This is a genomic window from Segatella copri (assembly GCF_019249655.2).
In the GTDB taxonomy this organism is placed as follows: domain Bacteria; phylum Bacteroidota; class Bacteroidia; order Bacteroidales; family Bacteroidaceae; genus Prevotella.
In genome coordinates, this window is the sequence record NZ_CP137557.1 from 4244926 (window position 1) to 4260683 (window position 15758).

General features: G+C 48.1%; 10 protein-coding genes and 1 pseudogene. 10 read left to right on the forward strand and 1 reads right to left on the reverse strand.

Annotation, left to right across the window (positions count from 1 at the left end):
* Positions 1-11: 11 nt before the first annotated feature.
* The 6 genes from KUA49_RS17170 to KUA49_RS17195 all read left to right on the forward strand — a co-directional run bounded on the left by KUA49_RS17170 (position 12) and on the right by KUA49_RS17195 (position 11144).
* A complete protein-coding gene (locus KUA49_RS17170) occupies positions 12-800 on the forward strand; it encodes a GSCFA domain-containing protein (protein WP_218411711.1) in 789 nt (262 codons plus the stop codon).
* Positions 801-852: 52 nt separating this feature from the next.
* On the forward strand, positions 853-3330 hold the full coding sequence (locus tag KUA49_RS17175; protein WP_203050049.1) for a bifunctional UDP-N-acetylmuramoyl-tripeptide:D-alanyl-D-alanine ligase/alanine racemase: 2478 nt from the start codon (positions 853-855) through the stop codon (positions 3328-3330).
* A 206-nt stretch (positions 3331-3536) separates the two neighbouring features.
* The gene (locus KUA49_RS17180) at positions 3537-4901 is read left to right on the forward strand and encodes a PTS galactitol transporter subunit IIC (protein ID WP_218411712.1); all 1365 of its coding nucleotides are present in this window, start codon (positions 3537-3539) and stop codon (positions 4899-4901) included.
* A 28-nt stretch (positions 4902-4929) separates the two neighbouring features.
* Entirely contained in the window at positions 4930-5895 is a 966-nt protein-coding gene (gene kduI / locus KUA49_RS17185; RefSeq protein ID WP_203041339.1) for a 5-dehydro-4-deoxy-D-glucuronate isomerase, read from the forward strand.
* A 23-nt stretch (positions 5896-5918) separates the two neighbouring features.
* Positions 5919-7382, forward strand: a complete 1464-nt coding sequence (locus KUA49_RS17190; RefSeq protein ID WP_218411713.1) for an MFS transporter — start codon at positions 5919-5921, stop codon at positions 7380-7382.
* Between the two features lie 258 nt (positions 7383-7640).
* Positions 7641-11144: a glycosyl hydrolase 2 galactose-binding domain-containing protein gene (locus tag KUA49_RS17195; RefSeq protein ID WP_218411714.1), complete on the forward strand. Its 3504-nt coding sequence runs from the start codon at positions 7641-7643 to the stop codon at positions 11142-11144.
* Positions 11145-11182: 38 nt separating this feature from the next.
* Here KUA49_RS17195 and KUA49_RS17200 read toward each other — a convergent pair whose 3' ends face one another.
* The gene (locus KUA49_RS17200; protein WP_218411715.1) at positions 11183-11923 is read right to left on the reverse strand and encodes a nitroreductase family protein; all 741 of its coding nucleotides are present in this window, start codon (positions 11921-11923) and stop codon (positions 11183-11185) included.
* A gap of 354 nt (positions 11924-12277) precedes the next feature.
* Between KUA49_RS17200 and KUA49_RS17205 the strand changes: the two are divergent.
* The 4 genes and pseudogenes from KUA49_RS17205 to KUA49_RS17220 all read left to right on the forward strand — a co-directional run.
* Positions 12278-12817: pseudogene (locus KUA49_RS17205) on the forward strand (hypothetical protein); the annotation flags it as partial.
* Complete coding sequence (folB, locus tag KUA49_RS17210) at positions 12801-13175, forward strand: dihydroneopterin aldolase (protein ID WP_218411716.1); 375 nt, start codon at positions 12801-12803, stop codon at positions 13173-13175. The pseudogene KUA49_RS17205 and the gene folB, both read left to right, overlap by 17 nt.
* Positions 13176-13231: 56 nt before the next feature.
* Positions 13232-14470 carry an N-acetylmuramoyl-L-alanine amidase family protein gene (locus KUA49_RS17215; RefSeq protein ID WP_218411738.1) on the forward strand — a complete coding sequence of 413 codons (1239 nt, stop codon included), beginning with the start codon at positions 13232-13234 and terminating at the stop codon, positions 14468-14470.
* Between the two features lie 24 nt (positions 14471-14494).
* Positions 14495-15394, forward strand: coding sequence for an MlaD family protein (locus tag KUA49_RS17220; protein WP_203041345.1), 900 nt, complete (start codon positions 14495-14497; stop codon positions 15392-15394).
* The last annotated feature ends 364 nt before the right edge of the window (positions 15395-15758 follow it).

Below are 15758 nucleotides of genomic sequence, written 5' to 3' on the forward strand. Positions count from 1 at the left end.
GAGCCGAGAAGATGCTGTTTCGAACTGAAATAGAGATTCCGAAGGCCGACTTCGAGATACAACCGGCAGAGCGAATGCTCTTTGTGGGCAGTTGCTTTGCCGACAATCTGGGTCGCCGGTTTGTGGAAAACCGCTTCCGTGCCACGGTGAATCCCTTCGGGGTGATGTATAATCCGGCAAGCATTCTCCATACCGTGGAGAAGAGCCTGGAGGTTCAGCCTCGTGTGGCCGTGTTTACGCTGGGTACGAACCACGTGTATATCCTGAAGGAAACGGGCGAGATTGTGGATAACTGCCAAAAGCGTCCGCAGCGCCTTTTCGAGGAAAGGGAATTGAGCGTGGAGGAATGTGCCGGGTATCTGCAGAAGGCCGTTGATTTGCTGAAAGCTGAAAAGGTGATTATAACCGTCAGTCCCATCCGTTACGCCAAATACGGCTACCACGGGAGCCAGCTTTCGAAGGCAACGCTCCAGTTGGCAGCAGATAAACTGGTGAAGGCGAATCCGGGAGTGGTGAGTTATTTCCCTGCTTACGAAATCATGAACGATGAACTTCGTGATTATCGCTTCTACCAGGAAGACATGCTGCATCCGAGCCAGCAGGCTGTGGAGTATATCTGGGAAAAGTTCCGTGCCACCTATTTCGGCAAAGCCGCAGAACAGTTTCTGGAAGACTGGAGACCCATCCGGGAAGCACTCGGCCACAAGCCCTTCCACCCCGAAAGCGAGGAACATCAGAAGTTCATCGCCCGGACGGAAGAGAAGAAAAGACAATTTGAGGAGAAGTATCATCTTCTATAAAATAAAGATGATTTTCTCTTATTGATAATAGAAACATTAAAGTATAAAGACAATGACATATACTATTGAAAAGGTAACCACACTGATAGGTGCGCGTCGCTATGGAGACAATGATACCAGCATCGGTTTTATCCTGACCGATAGTCGTTCACTTTGTTTCCCAGAGGAAACTCTGTTCTTTGCGCTCAAGTCTGAGCGTAATGACGGTCACAACTACATTCCGGAGTTGTATCGTCGTGGAGTCAAGAACTTTGTGGTGACTGATGTCCCTAAGGGATATGCTTCTGATTATCCGGGAGCCAACTTCCTGAAGGTTGTCAACACGCTGGAGGCTCTCCAGCGCCTGGCAGAACGTCATCGTGATGAATTCAACATCCCTATCGTGGGTATTACGGGTTCTAATGGCAAGACCATGGTCAAGGAGTGGCTTTATCAGCTGCTCTCACCGAGCATGTTTGTTACCCGCAGTCCACGCAGTTACAATTCGCAGATAGGTGTGCCATTGTCGGTCTGGCTCATGAACGAGCAGACCCAGGTGGGCGTGTTCGAGGCTGGTATCAGTCAGCCGGGCGAGATGCTTGCCCTGCGTGACATCATCCAGCCTACCATCGCCGTACTCACCAATGTGGGTTCTGCCCATCAGGAGAACTTCTCTTCCCTGGAGGAGAAGTGCAGAGAAAAGCTTATCCTCTTCCATGATGCAGAGACCGTGGTTTACGATGGCGATGACGAACTGATTACCAAGGTGGTGGCTGAATATCCAGATTATAAGGGAGAAAAACTTTTCTGGTCGCTCAAGAACCCTGAGGCTCCTTTCTATGTGAAGAACATCGAGAAGCAGCAGAACGTGAGCGTCATCACTTATATCTATAAAGGAGAGATTGACAGCTTCTCCATCCCATTCATCGATGATGCATCTATCCAGAACTCCATCATCAGTGCCGTGGTGGCTTCGAAGCTCGGTGTTTCTGCCGAGGATATCGACAAGCGCATGGCAAAACTGGAACCTGTGGCGATGAGACTGGAAGTGAAGGTGGGACAGCATGGCTGCACCCTTATCAACGACAGCTACAACAGCGATATCAATTCGCTCGACATCGCCCTCGACTTCATGAACCGCCGTCCTGACCACCGTGGCCGTCGCCATACGCTGATATTGAGCGACATCTATCAGAGCGGTCTGTCGCCTGAGGCTCTCTATAAGGAAGTAAGCGACCTGGCTCGCAAGCGTGGCGTGGTGAAGTTCATCGGTATCGGACCAGAACTCTGCCAGCAGCATGATGCCATTCAGATTTCAGAAAAGTTCTTCTTCCAGGACGTGGAGGAGTTTATCAAGAGCGAGGTGTTTGCATCGCTTCGTGACGAGGTAATCCTGCTGAAGGGCGCCCGCCAGTTTGGTTTCGACCAGTTGACGGAGTTGCTGGTTCAGAAGGTACACGAAACCACGCTCGAAGTGAACCTGAATGCCGTGGTAGCCAATCTGAACTACTACCGTGCATTTATGAAGCCGGAAACCAAACTGGTCTGCATGATCAAGGCAGACGGTTATGGAGCAGGAGCCGTGGAGATAGCCAAGACCCTGCAGGATCATCGTGTGGATTATCTTGCCGTGGCAGTGGCCGATGAGGGTGTTACCCTTCGCAAGAACGGCATCACCAGCAACATCATGATCATGAATCCGGAGATGACCGCCTTCAAGACCATGTTTGATTACGACCTGGAGCCTGAGGTATATTCCTTCCGACTGCTCGACGCGCTGATCAAGGCAGCCGAGAAGGAGGGAGTCACCGGATTCCCTGTCCACATCAAGCTGGATACGGGTATGCATCGTCTGGGCTTCGACCCAGAGAACGATATGGAGGAGCTGATAGGCAAGCTGAAGCATCAGAATGCCATCATCCCTCGTTCGGTGTTCTCTCATTTCGTGGGCAGTGATGCCGATTGCTTCGATGATTTCTCTGCCCATCAGTTTGAACTGTTCGACAAGGGCAGCAAGCAGTTGCAGGCAGCCTTCGACCATAAGATTCTGCGCCATATCTGCAATTCGGCAGGTATTGAGCATTTCCCGGAGCGCCAGTTGGATATGTGCCGCCTGGGACTGGGACTTTACGGCATCAACTCACGCAACAACGAGACCATCAACTGTGTGAGCACCCTGAAGACCACCATCCTGCAGATGCACAACATCAAGGCTGGGGATAGCGTGGGCTACAGCCGCAAGACCATTCTCGACAGAGACAGTGTCATCGCCGCAATTCCTATCGGTTATGCCGACGGCTTGAACCGCCATCTGGGCAATCGACATGCCTACTGTCTGGTCAACGGACAGAAGGCTGAGTATGTGGGCAACATCTGCATGGATGTAGCCATGATAGATGTAACCGACATCAACTGCAAGGAAGGTGATTCCGTAGAAATCTTCGGTGAGCACCTGCCTGTTCAGACGCTGAGCGATATTCTTGACACCATTCCTTACGAGGTACTGACCACCATCAGCAGCCGAGTGAAGCGAGTTTACTATCAAGATTAGGATAAAAATCGTTAGAAAAACGTACAAAAATAGGGAAATCCCATCCGAAAAGCTCGGATGGGATTTTTTTTAAGTAATATTTTCTAAGAAAACGTATTAAAATTGAAGAAAAAAGTGTATCTTTGCAACCAACAAATCATCTAAAAACAAGTGAAGGGGTACACTTGCATGTATTTCCTTAACTAATTAACAATTCAAAAGTAATAATGGAACAGGTATTTAGCTATATCATAAGCTTGGGAGCGAGCGTGATGATGCCAATCATCTTCACGGTCATCGGCTTGTGTATCGGCATGAAATTCGGAAAGGCTTTGAAATCGGGACTCTTCGTAGGTGTGGGTTTCGTGGGCTTGGGTGTGGTGACGGCTTTGCTGACAACCAACTTCAACGACCCTTTGAAGGCAATCTCCGACATCTATCACCTACAGTTGAACGTGTTTGACATGGGTTGGCCTGCAGCCGCTGCCGTGGCTTATAACACAGCAGTGGGTGCCTTGATTATCCCAATCTGCTTGGGAGTCAACTTCCTGATGTTGATAACCAAGACCACCCGTACGGTGAACATCGACCTTTGGAACTACTGGCATTTCGCCTTTATCGGAGCCGTGGCATACTTCGTGATGGGTGAGAGTCTGCTTTGGGGTTACTTTGCAGCCATCGTCTGCTACATCATTACATTGGTATGTGCAGATTTGACCGCAGAGAAGTTCCAGAAGTACTACGACCTGGATGGTATCTCCATTCCGCAGCCATTTTGCCAGAGCTTCATGCCATTCGCCATCCTCTTCAACAAGGCAATGGATATGATTCCTGGTTTCTCTAAGCTCGATATTGATGCAGAGGGATTGAAGAAGAAGTTTGGTGTGCTGGGTGAGCCATTGGTTTTGGGAGTCATCGTGGGTGCCCTGATTGGTTGGGCAGCACAGCTCGATATCAAGAAGGTGCTCTTCCTCGGTGTGACCATGGGAGCCGTGATGGAGCTGATTCCTCGTATCACTTCCTTGTTTATTGACGGTTTGAAGCCTATCTCTGAGAAAACCCAGGAATTGGTGAAGACCAAGTTCAACGGCAAGAAGGTGCATATCGGTATGAGTCCAGCCCTGGTGATTGGTCATCCTACTACCCTGGTGGTATCGGTTATCCTGATTCCTGTGATTCTGGCCATCGCCGTATTCCTGCCAGGTAACCAGTTCTTGCCATTGGCATCATTGGCAGGTATGTTCTACCTCTTCCCAATGATCTTGCCATTTACCAAGGGTAATGTGGTGAAGACTCTGATCATCGGTTTGGTAGCCTTGATTATCGGTCTCTATTTTGTAACCGATATGGCTCCCGACTTTACCATGGCAGCCAACCAGGTTTATGCAGCCACAGGCGATAATGCCGCTCATATTCCAGATGGATTCGCAGGTGGTGCCCTCGATTTCGCCTCTTCTCTCTTCGGATGGGTTATCTATCGTGGCGTGAAGCTCTCTTACATCGGTATGGGCGTGCTCACCATCATCACCATCGCCCTGATGGTTATCAACCGCCAGCGCATCGTGAAGGAAGAGAGAATGGTAAAAAAGTAAAAAGGTAAAAAAGTAAAATAAAAAAGTAATGAAGAAATTAACATTAATATTAGCAGCAATGGTATTAACAGCAAGTCAGGCTTTTGGCCAGTGTGGTAAGTGTGGATATGAGGTGAAGGCTGAGAATGCCTACACCAACTATAACGTTCGTTATGCTAGCAACCCAATGGATGCCAAGCATTACACAACAGATCGCCTCCGCAGCGAGTTCGCTATCGAGAAGGTGTTCGCTCCTGGTGAGGTAAACTGGACCTACACCATGTTCGACCGTTTCCTCATCGGTGGTGCAGAGCCAACAACCGCTCCTTTGAAGCTGACTTCTATTGCACCTCTCTATACAGACAAGCCAAACGATCAGAAGAACCTGCTTGACAACCGTGAGTTGGGTATCATCAACATCGGTGGCGAGGGTACTGTTAACGTGGATGGCAAGAAATATACCCTTGGTTTCCAGGAGGCCCTCTATGTAGGTCGTGGTGCCAAGAACATCGAGGTAAGCAGCAAGGATGCAGCCAAGCCAGCTAAGTTCTATATGAACAGTGCCTGCGCTCATCAGACTTATCCTACCAAGAAGGTGACTCTGAAGGATGCCAACAACATCAAGGCTGGTAGCCTGAAGGAGAGCAACGACCGCGTGATTCATCAGTTGATTATCGATGGTGTGGCTGGTGTTCGCACCTGCCAGTTGCAGATGGGTGTCACCGAGTTGAAGGAGGGTTCTGTATGGAACACCATGCCAGCTCATACTCACCTCCGCCGCATGGAGACATACCTTTATTACAATGTACCAGAGGGTCAGAAGATTCTTCACGTAATGGGTGAGCCACAGGAGACCCGTCCTATCTGGCTGAACAACGAGCAGGCCGTGATTGCTCCAGAGTGGTCAATCCACTGCGCTGCCGGCACCAGCAACTATACCTTTATCTGGGGTATGGCAGGTGAAAACCTTATCTATAACGATATGCAGGTAGTGAAGATTCCTACATTAGAATAACAAAACGCTTAAAAACTTAGCAAATGAGCTCTATTTCAACTAGTAAAATGTCCAACTTCCGTTGGGTGATTTGTGCGTTGCTCTTCATTGCGACCACAGTGAATTATATGGACCGTCAGGTTCTGTCGTTAACATGGAAAGACTTCATCGCTCCTGAATTCCACTGGACTGATGACGACTACGGTACGATTACCGGTCTTTTCTCCATCTTCTATGCCATCGCCAACCTCTTTGCAGGTAAGTTTGTGGATTGGATGGGAACCAAGAAGGGTTATCTCATTGCCATCTTCGTATGGTCAACAGGTGCCGTGATGCATGCAGGTTGCGGTTGGGTAGCTATGCAGATGGAGGGTTATGACTCTATCGAGGCACTCCGCATGGTACAGGCTGGTAGCGATGCAGCTGTTGCTATCGCCACTATCAGTGTATGGTTGTTCCTCTCTTGCCGCTTGATTCTTGCAGTGGGTGAGGCTGGTAACTTCCCTGCAGCCATCAAGGTAACAGCGGAGTATTTCCCAAAGAAAGACCGTGCGTTCTCTACTGCCATCTTCAACAGTGGTGCCTCTGTAGGTGCCTTGGCTGCTCCTGCAACCATTCCATTGTTGGCTCGCTGCATGGGCTGGGAGTGGGCTTTCATCATCATCGGTGTGCTCGGTTATATATGGATGGGTCTCTGGATGTGGCTTTATGAGAAGCCATCTGAGAGCAAGCATGTAAACAAGGTTGAGCTTACTTACATTGAGCAGGATGAAGACCTTGACAAGGTTGAGGCTGAGAATCAGAACGCAGAGGCAACTGAGGAGAAGACCATCGGCTTCCTGAAGTGCTTCAGCTATCGCCAGACCTGGTCGTTCATCGTGGGTAAGTTGATGACTGATGGCGTATGGTGGTTCTTCCTTTTCTGGGCTCCAGCTTACTTCTCAGATCAGTATGGTTACTCTTCAGATTCTGGTATGGGTATTGCCCTCATCTTCACTCTTTATGCGATTGTTACCGTATTGAGTATTGGTGGTGGTTACTTGCCAACTTACTTTGTAGATAAGAAGGGTATGAATCCATATATCGGTAGAATGCGTGCGATGTTGATTTTCGCTTGTTTCCCATTACTCGGTTTGATTGCTCAGCCTATGGGTGAGTACAGTGCATGGTGGCCAGCTATCATCATCGGTTTGCTTGGTGCAGGTCATCAGGCATGGTCAGCCAACCTTTATTCTACTATTGGTGATATGTTCCCTAAGTCAACTGTTGCAACCATTACCGGTATTGGTGCGATGGCAGGTGGTATCGGTTCATTCTTGATTAACAAGGGTTCCGGTATGCTCTTCACCTATGCAGAGGGTCAGGGTTCTGCCTTCAGTTTCATGGGCTTCGATGGCAAGCCAGGTGCTTATATGATTGTATTCTGCATCTGTAGTGTGGCTTATCTGGTAGGCTGGTGCATCATGAAGGCTTTGGTACCAAAGTACAAGCCTATTGTTGTGGAGTAGGGGAAAGTTAATAGTTTATAGTTAACAGTTTATAGTTGACAGTCTGTTTTATCGTTGACTGTTGATTCGTATATCAAATATAAAAGCGCATCGGACTTATAAAAGTTGCCGATGCGCTTTTTCTTATTAATCTGATACCCTTTTCCTGCCCTTAAAATCTACAAGAATAAATAAATTAGTTTAAAATATAGCGTGGTTTCTGTTTTTTTTGTAACTTTGCACAAAAACTTAGTAAGATCAATTATTCAATAAACAAAAATGAAGAAACAAGCAGTTATGTTTTTAGCTTTACTCAGCCAAAGTCTAGGCTTGACGTATGCTGATAATCTGACCGAGACTAGGGGCATCGGACAATATCCGGGACGCCCATCGCAGTTTACGGCTCCTAAGATGGTGAAGGATCAAACCTATAGGAACATCGCCTTGAACCGAATGGTATATACTTCATCGAATGCTGATTTCAATCTTACGGGACATCTCGTAACCGATGGAATCATCACCAGTAAGGCTCCTTCGTTCTTGAGTGTGAAAACCAATGAGGGAGAGCTGTCTAACCGTGACAAGGAGAAGATGATTGACGGCAATACGGTGACAAGCCAATATATTAAAGGTGAAGATGCTTTCGTGGAGTTCAACTGGGATGCCATGAAGGTGAACCTCAAGAATCTGAAGTTCACCGGTGAGCTGGCTTACTACAAGGAAAAGGCTTCCGAAGGTTTTGTGATTCGCGTTTTGGGTTCGCACAATGGTACCAAATGGGAGGTGCTCGGCGAGGAGAAAGGCACCGGACTTCCTGGTGAAGCTACCAAGCAGCAAGTGAGCTCCGACCCTAACAAGTTCCAGGACGTGGTGCGCCTGCCACTCAGAAAACTGAATGTTGCCATTCCTTTGAAGAAGCAGGGCAACTATGAGCATGTTCGCATCGAAATGAAGATGAAGGGTGCGGCTTGGTGGCGTATCAAACTCATCGATAACACCACTTCATGGCGTCCATCCATGCACTTCTCAAGTGTATGGAAATCTGATTTAACCGATAAGTTGAGTTCCAAGGCACAGTGGCTCTATGTAGATTTGGGTACAGAGGCCGACTTCGACCAGGTGAATCTCTTCTGGGTAAACAAGGCTCGCCACGGAAAGATTCAGGTTTCTAATGATGCCAAGAATTGGAGCGATATTGCTACCCTGGGACAGCAGAAGCAGAAGGGACTGGTAGAGAAGGTGGCTTGCAAGGGCCATGGCAGATATGTGAGATTGCAGTTGATTGAACCGGATGCTTCCGGCAGATTCGCCTTGTCTGAAATGCAGGTGATGGGTAAGGGCGGTTTGCATGCCGAGGCAGCCAATACGCTGGCTTCCAAGAATGGCAAGCAGATGCTCAACCAGTGGCAGCTGCGCCGCGAGGGAAGCAATGCCTGGATTCAGGCTACCGTGCCGGGTACCGTGCTTACCAGCTACATGAATATCGGGGCGGTGCCTGATAACCGCTACGATGACAATATGCGACAGATTTCGGAGTCGTTCTTCAATTCTGATTTCTGGTATCGTACCACCATCAACCATCAGCCTTCTGCCAACAGGAACCAGCATACCTATCTCAACTTTGATGGTATCAACTGGAAGGCGGATGTATTGCTGAATGGTCAGAAGATTGGACGTATAGATGGTGCATTTATCCGCTCACGCATCGACGTGACGAATAAGTTGAAGCCAGGTGCCAACAAGTTGGAGGTGCATGTTATCAAGAATGCCCACTTCGGCGTAGTGAAGCAGAAGAATCTTCAGAACACCGATTTGAATGGTGGTGAGTTGGGTGCTGATAACCCTACCTTCCATGCTTCTATCGGATGGGACTGGATTACCAATACCCCAGGTCGTGAAATCGGTATCTGGAATGATGTGTATCTTACTCATGATAATGGCGTAAGTGTTTCAGACCCAGTGGTTACATCCACCCTGAACTTGCCTGATACCCTGGCAACGATGACACCATCTGTGTTCCTGCAGAATGCGGACGCTGTGGCAAAGACCGTGAAACTGACGGGTTATATCGGAAAAATCAAGTTTGAAAAGGAAGTAAGTCTGCAGCCAAACGAGAAGTGTGAGGTGGCTTTTGCGCCTGCTGATTATCCGCAGCTCAAGAACCAGCGCATGAATCTCTGGTGGCCTAACGGCTATGGTTCACCTTATTTATATGATGCCGGATTCAAGGTATCTGACAAGGCATCCGGCGAGATGCTTTCTGAGCTGACCTATAAGGCAGGTATCCGCCAGATGAGCTATACCGACCTGGAGACCCAGACCAAAATTTACATCAACGGCAAGCGATTGAATCCGCTGGGCGGTAACTGGGGGTTCTCGGAGACCAACCTCAACTATCGTGGACGTGAATATGATGCAGCCGTGCGTTACCATAAGGAGATGAACTACAATATGATTCGCGACTGGGTAGGACAGATTGGCGATGAGGAACTTTACGAGGCATGCGATAAGCATGGTATCATGATATGGCAGGACTTCTGGCTGGCGAACCCATGGGATGGACCAGACCCTGATGACGACAAGATGTTCCTTGAGAACTCTGCCGATTACATCTCCCGCATCCGCAGTCATGCATGTATCGGCATCTATTGCGGCAGAAACGAGGGCTTTCCTCCTGCATCCATTGATAAGGTGCTGAGAGAGCAGGTGAAGGCGATTCATCCACAGTTGGGCTATATTCCTAGCTCAGCCGACCTGGGTGTGAGCGGTCATGGTCCTTACCAGATGAAATCACCATCTTTCTACTTCGCTAACCAGAGCCATAAGTTGCATTCGGAGCGTGGTATGCCTAATGTTCCTACCTTCGAATCGCTGAGCAGAATGATGGAACCGGAGCATCTGTGGCCACAAAGTGATGCCTGGGGACAGCATGATTATACATTGAAGGGTGCCCAGGGAGGTGAATCTTTCAACAACATCATGGAAAAGCGATATGGCAAGCCTCAGAGTGCAGAGCAGTTTACCAAGTGGGCACAGTGGCTGAACTATGATGGCTATCGTGCGATGTACGAGTCTTCTCAGCAAGACCGTCTCGGTTTGCTCATCTGGATGAGTCATGCCTGCTGGCCAAGCATGGTTTGGTGTACCTATGATTATTATTTCGAGCCAACCGCTGCTTACTTTGGTGTGAAGAAGGCTTGCGAGCCATTGCATATCCAGTATAATCCAGTGAAGAAGGTTGCCGAGGTGGTTAACTTTGCCGGTGGCGCCAAGAACGGTCTGGTGGCTAAGGCTCAGATTTTCGATATGTACGGAAAGCTGATTAAGGAGGATAGCCAGGAAGTGAATGTGGGTGAAGACCAGACTCTTGATGCGGTAAGCGTAAGCGAGCCGGATGAGGCTGTTTATTACATCAAGTTGACGCTTCAGCAGAACAACCAGGTGGTATCTGACAACTTTTACGTGATGGGTAAGGAGGAGGATAATCTCCAGGCACTTTCTAAACTGCCAAAGGCAACGGTTGCCATCAGTGGCAAGCGCTTTGTTCAGCAGGGTGAAGAGTGGATTGGCGAGGTTGAAATCCGCAACACGGGCAATGTGCCAGCTCTCTTGATCCGTTTGAACCTGAAGGGTGGTGATGGCGAGCAGATTCTGCCTGTTATCTACAGCGACAACTACTTCAGTCTGATGCCGAATGAGTGTAAGAAGATCAAGGTTTCTTATCGCAATGAGGATGGCAGAGGTCAGGCTCCATACGTGGAGGTTACCGGTTTTAACAAGTAAACAAAAAAGCGCATCAGAATTCTGATGCGCTTTTTTGTTTACTTGAGGAATCCCTGCTGCTTGAGGGCATCGAGAAATCCGATGCTCATGGCCTCGCAATCCTTTTTGGTATATCGGATGTCGGTGAAAACCTGGGCGAGGGTTTCTACGTTGTTGATGCGTACAAACTCCTTATTCTCTTCCAGTGCTTCCTTCTCGGCGTAGAAATCATCAATCTTTTCTGGGGTGTAATCCTCGAAATGTTCGTTGTGGATGATGCTGCGCAATGGCAGGCGATCGCTCTGGGCTGGATGCTCGGCAGGCCATCCGATGGTGAGGGTGGCAACGGGCATCACGAGTTTCGGCAGTTTCAGAGTGTCGATGATCATCTTTGGCATATACACCGTAGTGCCCAGGAAGCAGGTACCCAAACCAGACTCTTCTGCCAGGTTGGTGAATGTCTGCGTGAAGAGCAGGGCATCGGTAGCCGCATTCATGAACGAGAGGATGTTGTCGTATCCCGGAGTACCCTTGCGGTTTTCCGCCCAGAGGGTGGTGCGTCGATAGTCGGCGCAGATGGTGAGCACCACAGGAGCGCCTGTTACCATCGGCTGGTTGAAGTGGGCAGGAGCCAGGGCTTTCTTGCCTTCTTCGCTTCGGGTTACCACCACGCTGTAGAGTTGCAGGTTGCCCATGGTAGGGGTGCGCATCGCCTCTTCGAGCAACTGGTTCAAAAGTTCATCTGTAACCTCTTTGTCGGCATATTTGCGGATAGAGGTTCTGTTCTTAGTTGATTCCATATCTTTTTTCCTTTTTTAATGCAAAGATACTGAAAGTTTTCCGAAAACGGCCGTCTTCTATAGTAATTTTTGGTTAATTATCGTTCAATCAGCGAATTTTTGATGAAATATCTGCCCAAACGTTTCATATTTTAGAAATATTGTTTTAATTTTGCAGCTAATTATTAAACGTTTGATATGAAATATACTGAAGATATGAGCTTCGAAGAAGCATGCCAGGCTTTTCTGGCGGAGATGAAAGCCGGTTTGGCTACTCTTCACGAGCATTTTGATGGAGAAACCACCGATTGGAAAAAGCTCCATCTACCTTTGGCAAAATTGATCTCTGATGAGACGCATGGCACCCTCTGCGACCCGGAGGTGGTGGAAGTGCGCCCTAAGGAACTGGAATGCGATGTGGTGAGATACCAGAACAATAAAGAAAAATGGGTTGCCCTGGTGGGATTGCTCAACGGGCATCCATACGAGATATTTACCGGTTTGCAGGATGAAGACGAAGGCATCATGCTTCCGAAATCCGTGACCAAGGGAAAGATTATCAAGACTGTGACCGGAGAGGGACAGAAACGATATGACTTCCAGTTTGTCAACAAGCGTGGCTATAAGATTACCGTAGAGGGATTGAGCGAAAAGTTCAATCCGGAGTATTGGAACTATGCCAAACTGATTTCCGGCGTACTGCGCTATCGCATGCCTGTCGCCAACGTCATCAAACTGGTTGATCAGCTTCAGCTTACCTCTGAAACCCTCAACACCTGGCGTGTGGGAGTGGAGAGATCTCTGAAGAAGTATCTCAACGATGATATCCAGGAAGACAAGTGCAATCAGGAAGATAAGTGTAATCTTGAGGAAAAGAACCCTTCTGAATCTGTGAGCGATGGTGAAGAGCAGTAAGATTTATCTCAGGAATGTTCGCTTCCATGCCTATCATGGAGTGTTGGAGCAAGAGAATACGGTGGGCAACGATTATCTCGTCAACCTGTCGCTGGAATACGATTTCTCCCGTGCCATGCAGACCGATGAACTCAGCGGCACCATCAATTATGCCGAGGTATATGAACTGCTGAAAAGAGAAATGGCGAAGCCTAGCAAGCTCCTTGAGCATGTGGCTGGCAGAATCGGCGATTCGCTCTTTGCCGCCTATCCTTCCATCAAGGAAATACAATTGTCTGTTACCAAGATAAATCCGCCGATGGGTGCTGATAGTGACGGTGCAGGAGTGGAAGTTGTATTAACAAATAATAAAACTTAACTGTAGATTTAGGTTTTCTGATAATAAAGTAGTAATTTTGCAAAATCATCTGAATGATGTGTAAGAAAATAACATTGCTGTTGGCTTTGATGTGTATGCTGGTAGTGACGGCTTTCGCAGCCAACAAGCGTTTTACGCTGGTTATCGACCCAGGACATGGCGGCCATGATGCAGGTGCTAGAGGAGCCATCTCCATGGAGAAGAATATCAATCTTACCGTGGCTCTGCGCTTCGGTAAATACGTGGAACAGAACATGCCTGAGGTGCGTGTTATCTATACTCGCAAGCAGGATGTGTTTATTCCACTTCACGAGCGTGCGAATATCGCCAATCGTGCCAATGCCGACCTGTTTATCTCTGTGCATACCAATGCGCTTCCGGCAGGCAAGGTGGCACGTGGCTTCGAAACCTATACGCTGGGTATGCACCGCGCCAAGGACAATCTGGATGTGGCGATGCGAGAGAACTCGGTGATTTCGATGGAGAAGGGCTTCGAGCAGACTTACGAAGGTTTCGACCCGAAGTCTTCCGAGAGTTACATCATCTTCGAGTTCATCCAGGGTAAGAACATGGAGCGCAGCGTGGAGCTGGCTCGAATGATTCAGCGCAGCGTGTGCGATAGCGGTTGTCGTCCTGATAAGGGCGTACATCAGGCTGGATTCCTGGTGCTTAGAGAAACTTCGATGCCGAGCTGTCTGATAGAGTTGGGTTTCATCACTACGCCTGATGAGGAGCGGCTCTTGAATGATAATGCCAAGGTTGACGACATCGCCAAAGGCATCTACGAGGCTTTCGCCAAGTATAAGAACAAGTACGACCGGTCGGTTTCCGTGCCTTATCGTGCTGCGAATCGACAGGAAAGCACCCTGCCGAAAATCGTTCCGGATTCTTATAAGGAAGAGGCGGAAAACAGAAGGGTGAAGAAGCAGGAACCCGTAAGAAGAACGAGAGCAGCAAAAACTGATGATTCTGACAGAAAGGCTGATACGGTAGCTTCTCAGTCGCGAAATGCTCCGAAAGATGCACCGGTGTTCAAACTTCAGATATTCGTAGGCAATCGGAATCTCCGAAAGGGCGATGCTCATTTCAAGGGTGAAACGGAATTCGACAGCTTCCAGGAGGGCAACCTGGTGAAATACACCTTGGGAGCATCTACCAACTATAATGAGATTTATCGCTTGCGCAAGGAAAAGATGGAGAAGTTCCCGGAAGCATTCATCATTGCCTTCAAGAATGGGGAGAAGTATGATGTGAATCAGGCTATCCGAGAATTCAAGCAGAATAGGAACAGATAATAAAAAGAACAAAATTAGATAGATATGAAACTTACAAAGGAAATTAGGATAGCGTTGGTAGCTGTTGTTGGTATCTTGGTGATGTATTTCGGAATCAATTTTCTGAAAGGCATCAACCTGTTTTCCACTAACAACACCTATTATATGACGTTTGATGACATCCAGGGTCTGGGCGCCTCTACTCCTATCTATGCCGATGGTTACAAGGTGGGAACGGTAGACAAGGTGGATTTCGACTATTCGGGTGATGGCCCTATCAAGGTGAAGGCCGACATCAATAAGGATTTGAGAATTCCTGCGGGGAGCAAGGCTGAGATAGAGAAAGACATCATGGGCAATCTCCAGGTGAACCTTCTGCTTGCCAACAATCCGCGCCAGAGAATAGAACCAGGTGATATTATTCCTGGCTATGTGAACGCCGGAATGATGGGAAAGGCTGCCGAACTGGTGCCGGTGGTAGAGAAGATGTTGCCTAAGTTGGATTCCATCCTCACAAACGTGAATGCCCTTCTGGCTGATCCTGCCCTGGCAGCTTCGCTTCACAACGTGGAGACTATCACCAACAACCTCACCGTTTCTACCCGAGAGTTGAATACGTTGATGGCTGGTCTCAACAAGCAGGTGCCTGGCATGATTGGCAAGGCGAATGGCGTGCTCGATAATACCAATCGACTGACGGCAAACCTGGCTAGCCTCGATGTGCAGGGCACACTCAACAGAGTGAATGCCACACTGGAGGGTGCGCAGAAGTTTACCGACCAGTTGAACAGCGGAAAGGGTAGTCTGGGCTTGTTGATGAACGATACCAAGCTCTATGACAACCTGACCTCTACGATGTCGCACGCAGATTCTCTGGTCATCGACCTGAAGGCGCATCCAAAGCGTTATGTTCACTTCTCTATCTTCGGCAAGAAAGACAAGTAAAAGGGGCGTTTTTGTCCTAAAATGCTAGGAAATCAGGAAACAGCTTAAATTAATTTTGTCTAAATAATAAAGACGATGTTTCACGCCCCGAAATGTGAACCGAACTTGTTGTAGTTTAGCCATTTCGGGGTGTTTCAAAATTGTTTCACTGTCACTAAAACGCAACTGTGGATAACTTTCTTAGTTGCTTGATTCTCAGTTGGTTGTAAGTGTGTCTTAAAATATTATAAATGGGGTGATTTGCTACTCTCCGTTTTTTTTCGTAACTTTGCAACCGATTTCGCATCCAGGTGGTGTGGAGATATTTCAAAATCTTTAAAAATAGGTTAATTAAACAATTTAAAATATTAGATAATAAGTGTCA

Coding starts and splice junctions, on each gene's coding strand:
- KUA49_RS17170 (WP_218411711.1), top strand. CDS start 12: ATGCTGTTTCGAACTGAAATAGAGATTCCGAAGGCCGACTTCGAGATA.
- KUA49_RS17175 (WP_203050049.1), top strand. CDS start 853: ATGACATATACTATTGAAAAGGTAACCACACTGATAGGTGCGCGTCGC.
- KUA49_RS17180 (WP_218411712.1), top strand. CDS start 3,537: ATGGAACAGGTATTTAGCTATATCATAAGCTTGGGAGCGAGCGTGATG.
- kduI (WP_203041339.1), top strand. CDS start 4,930: ATGAAGAAATTAACATTAATATTAGCAGCAATGGTATTAACAGCAAGT.
- KUA49_RS17190 (WP_218411713.1), top strand. CDS start 5,919: ATGAGCTCTATTTCAACTAGTAAAATGTCCAACTTCCGTTGGGTGATT.
- KUA49_RS17195 (WP_218411714.1), top strand. CDS start 7,641: ATGAAGAAACAAGCAGTTATGTTTTTAGCTTTACTCAGCCAAAGTCTA.
- KUA49_RS17200 (WP_218411715.1), bottom strand. CDS start 11,923: ATGGAATCAACTAAGAACAGAACCTCTATCCGCAAATATGCCGACAAA.
- folB (WP_218411716.1), top strand. CDS start 12,801: ATGGTGAAGAGCAGTAAGATTTATCTCAGGAATGTTCGCTTCCATGCC.
- KUA49_RS17215 (WP_218411738.1), top strand. CDS start 13,232: ATGTGTAAGAAAATAACATTGCTGTTGGCTTTGATGTGTATGCTGGTA.
- KUA49_RS17220 (WP_203041345.1), top strand. CDS start 14,495: ATGAAACTTACAAAGGAAATTAGGATAGCGTTGGTAGCTGTTGTTGGT.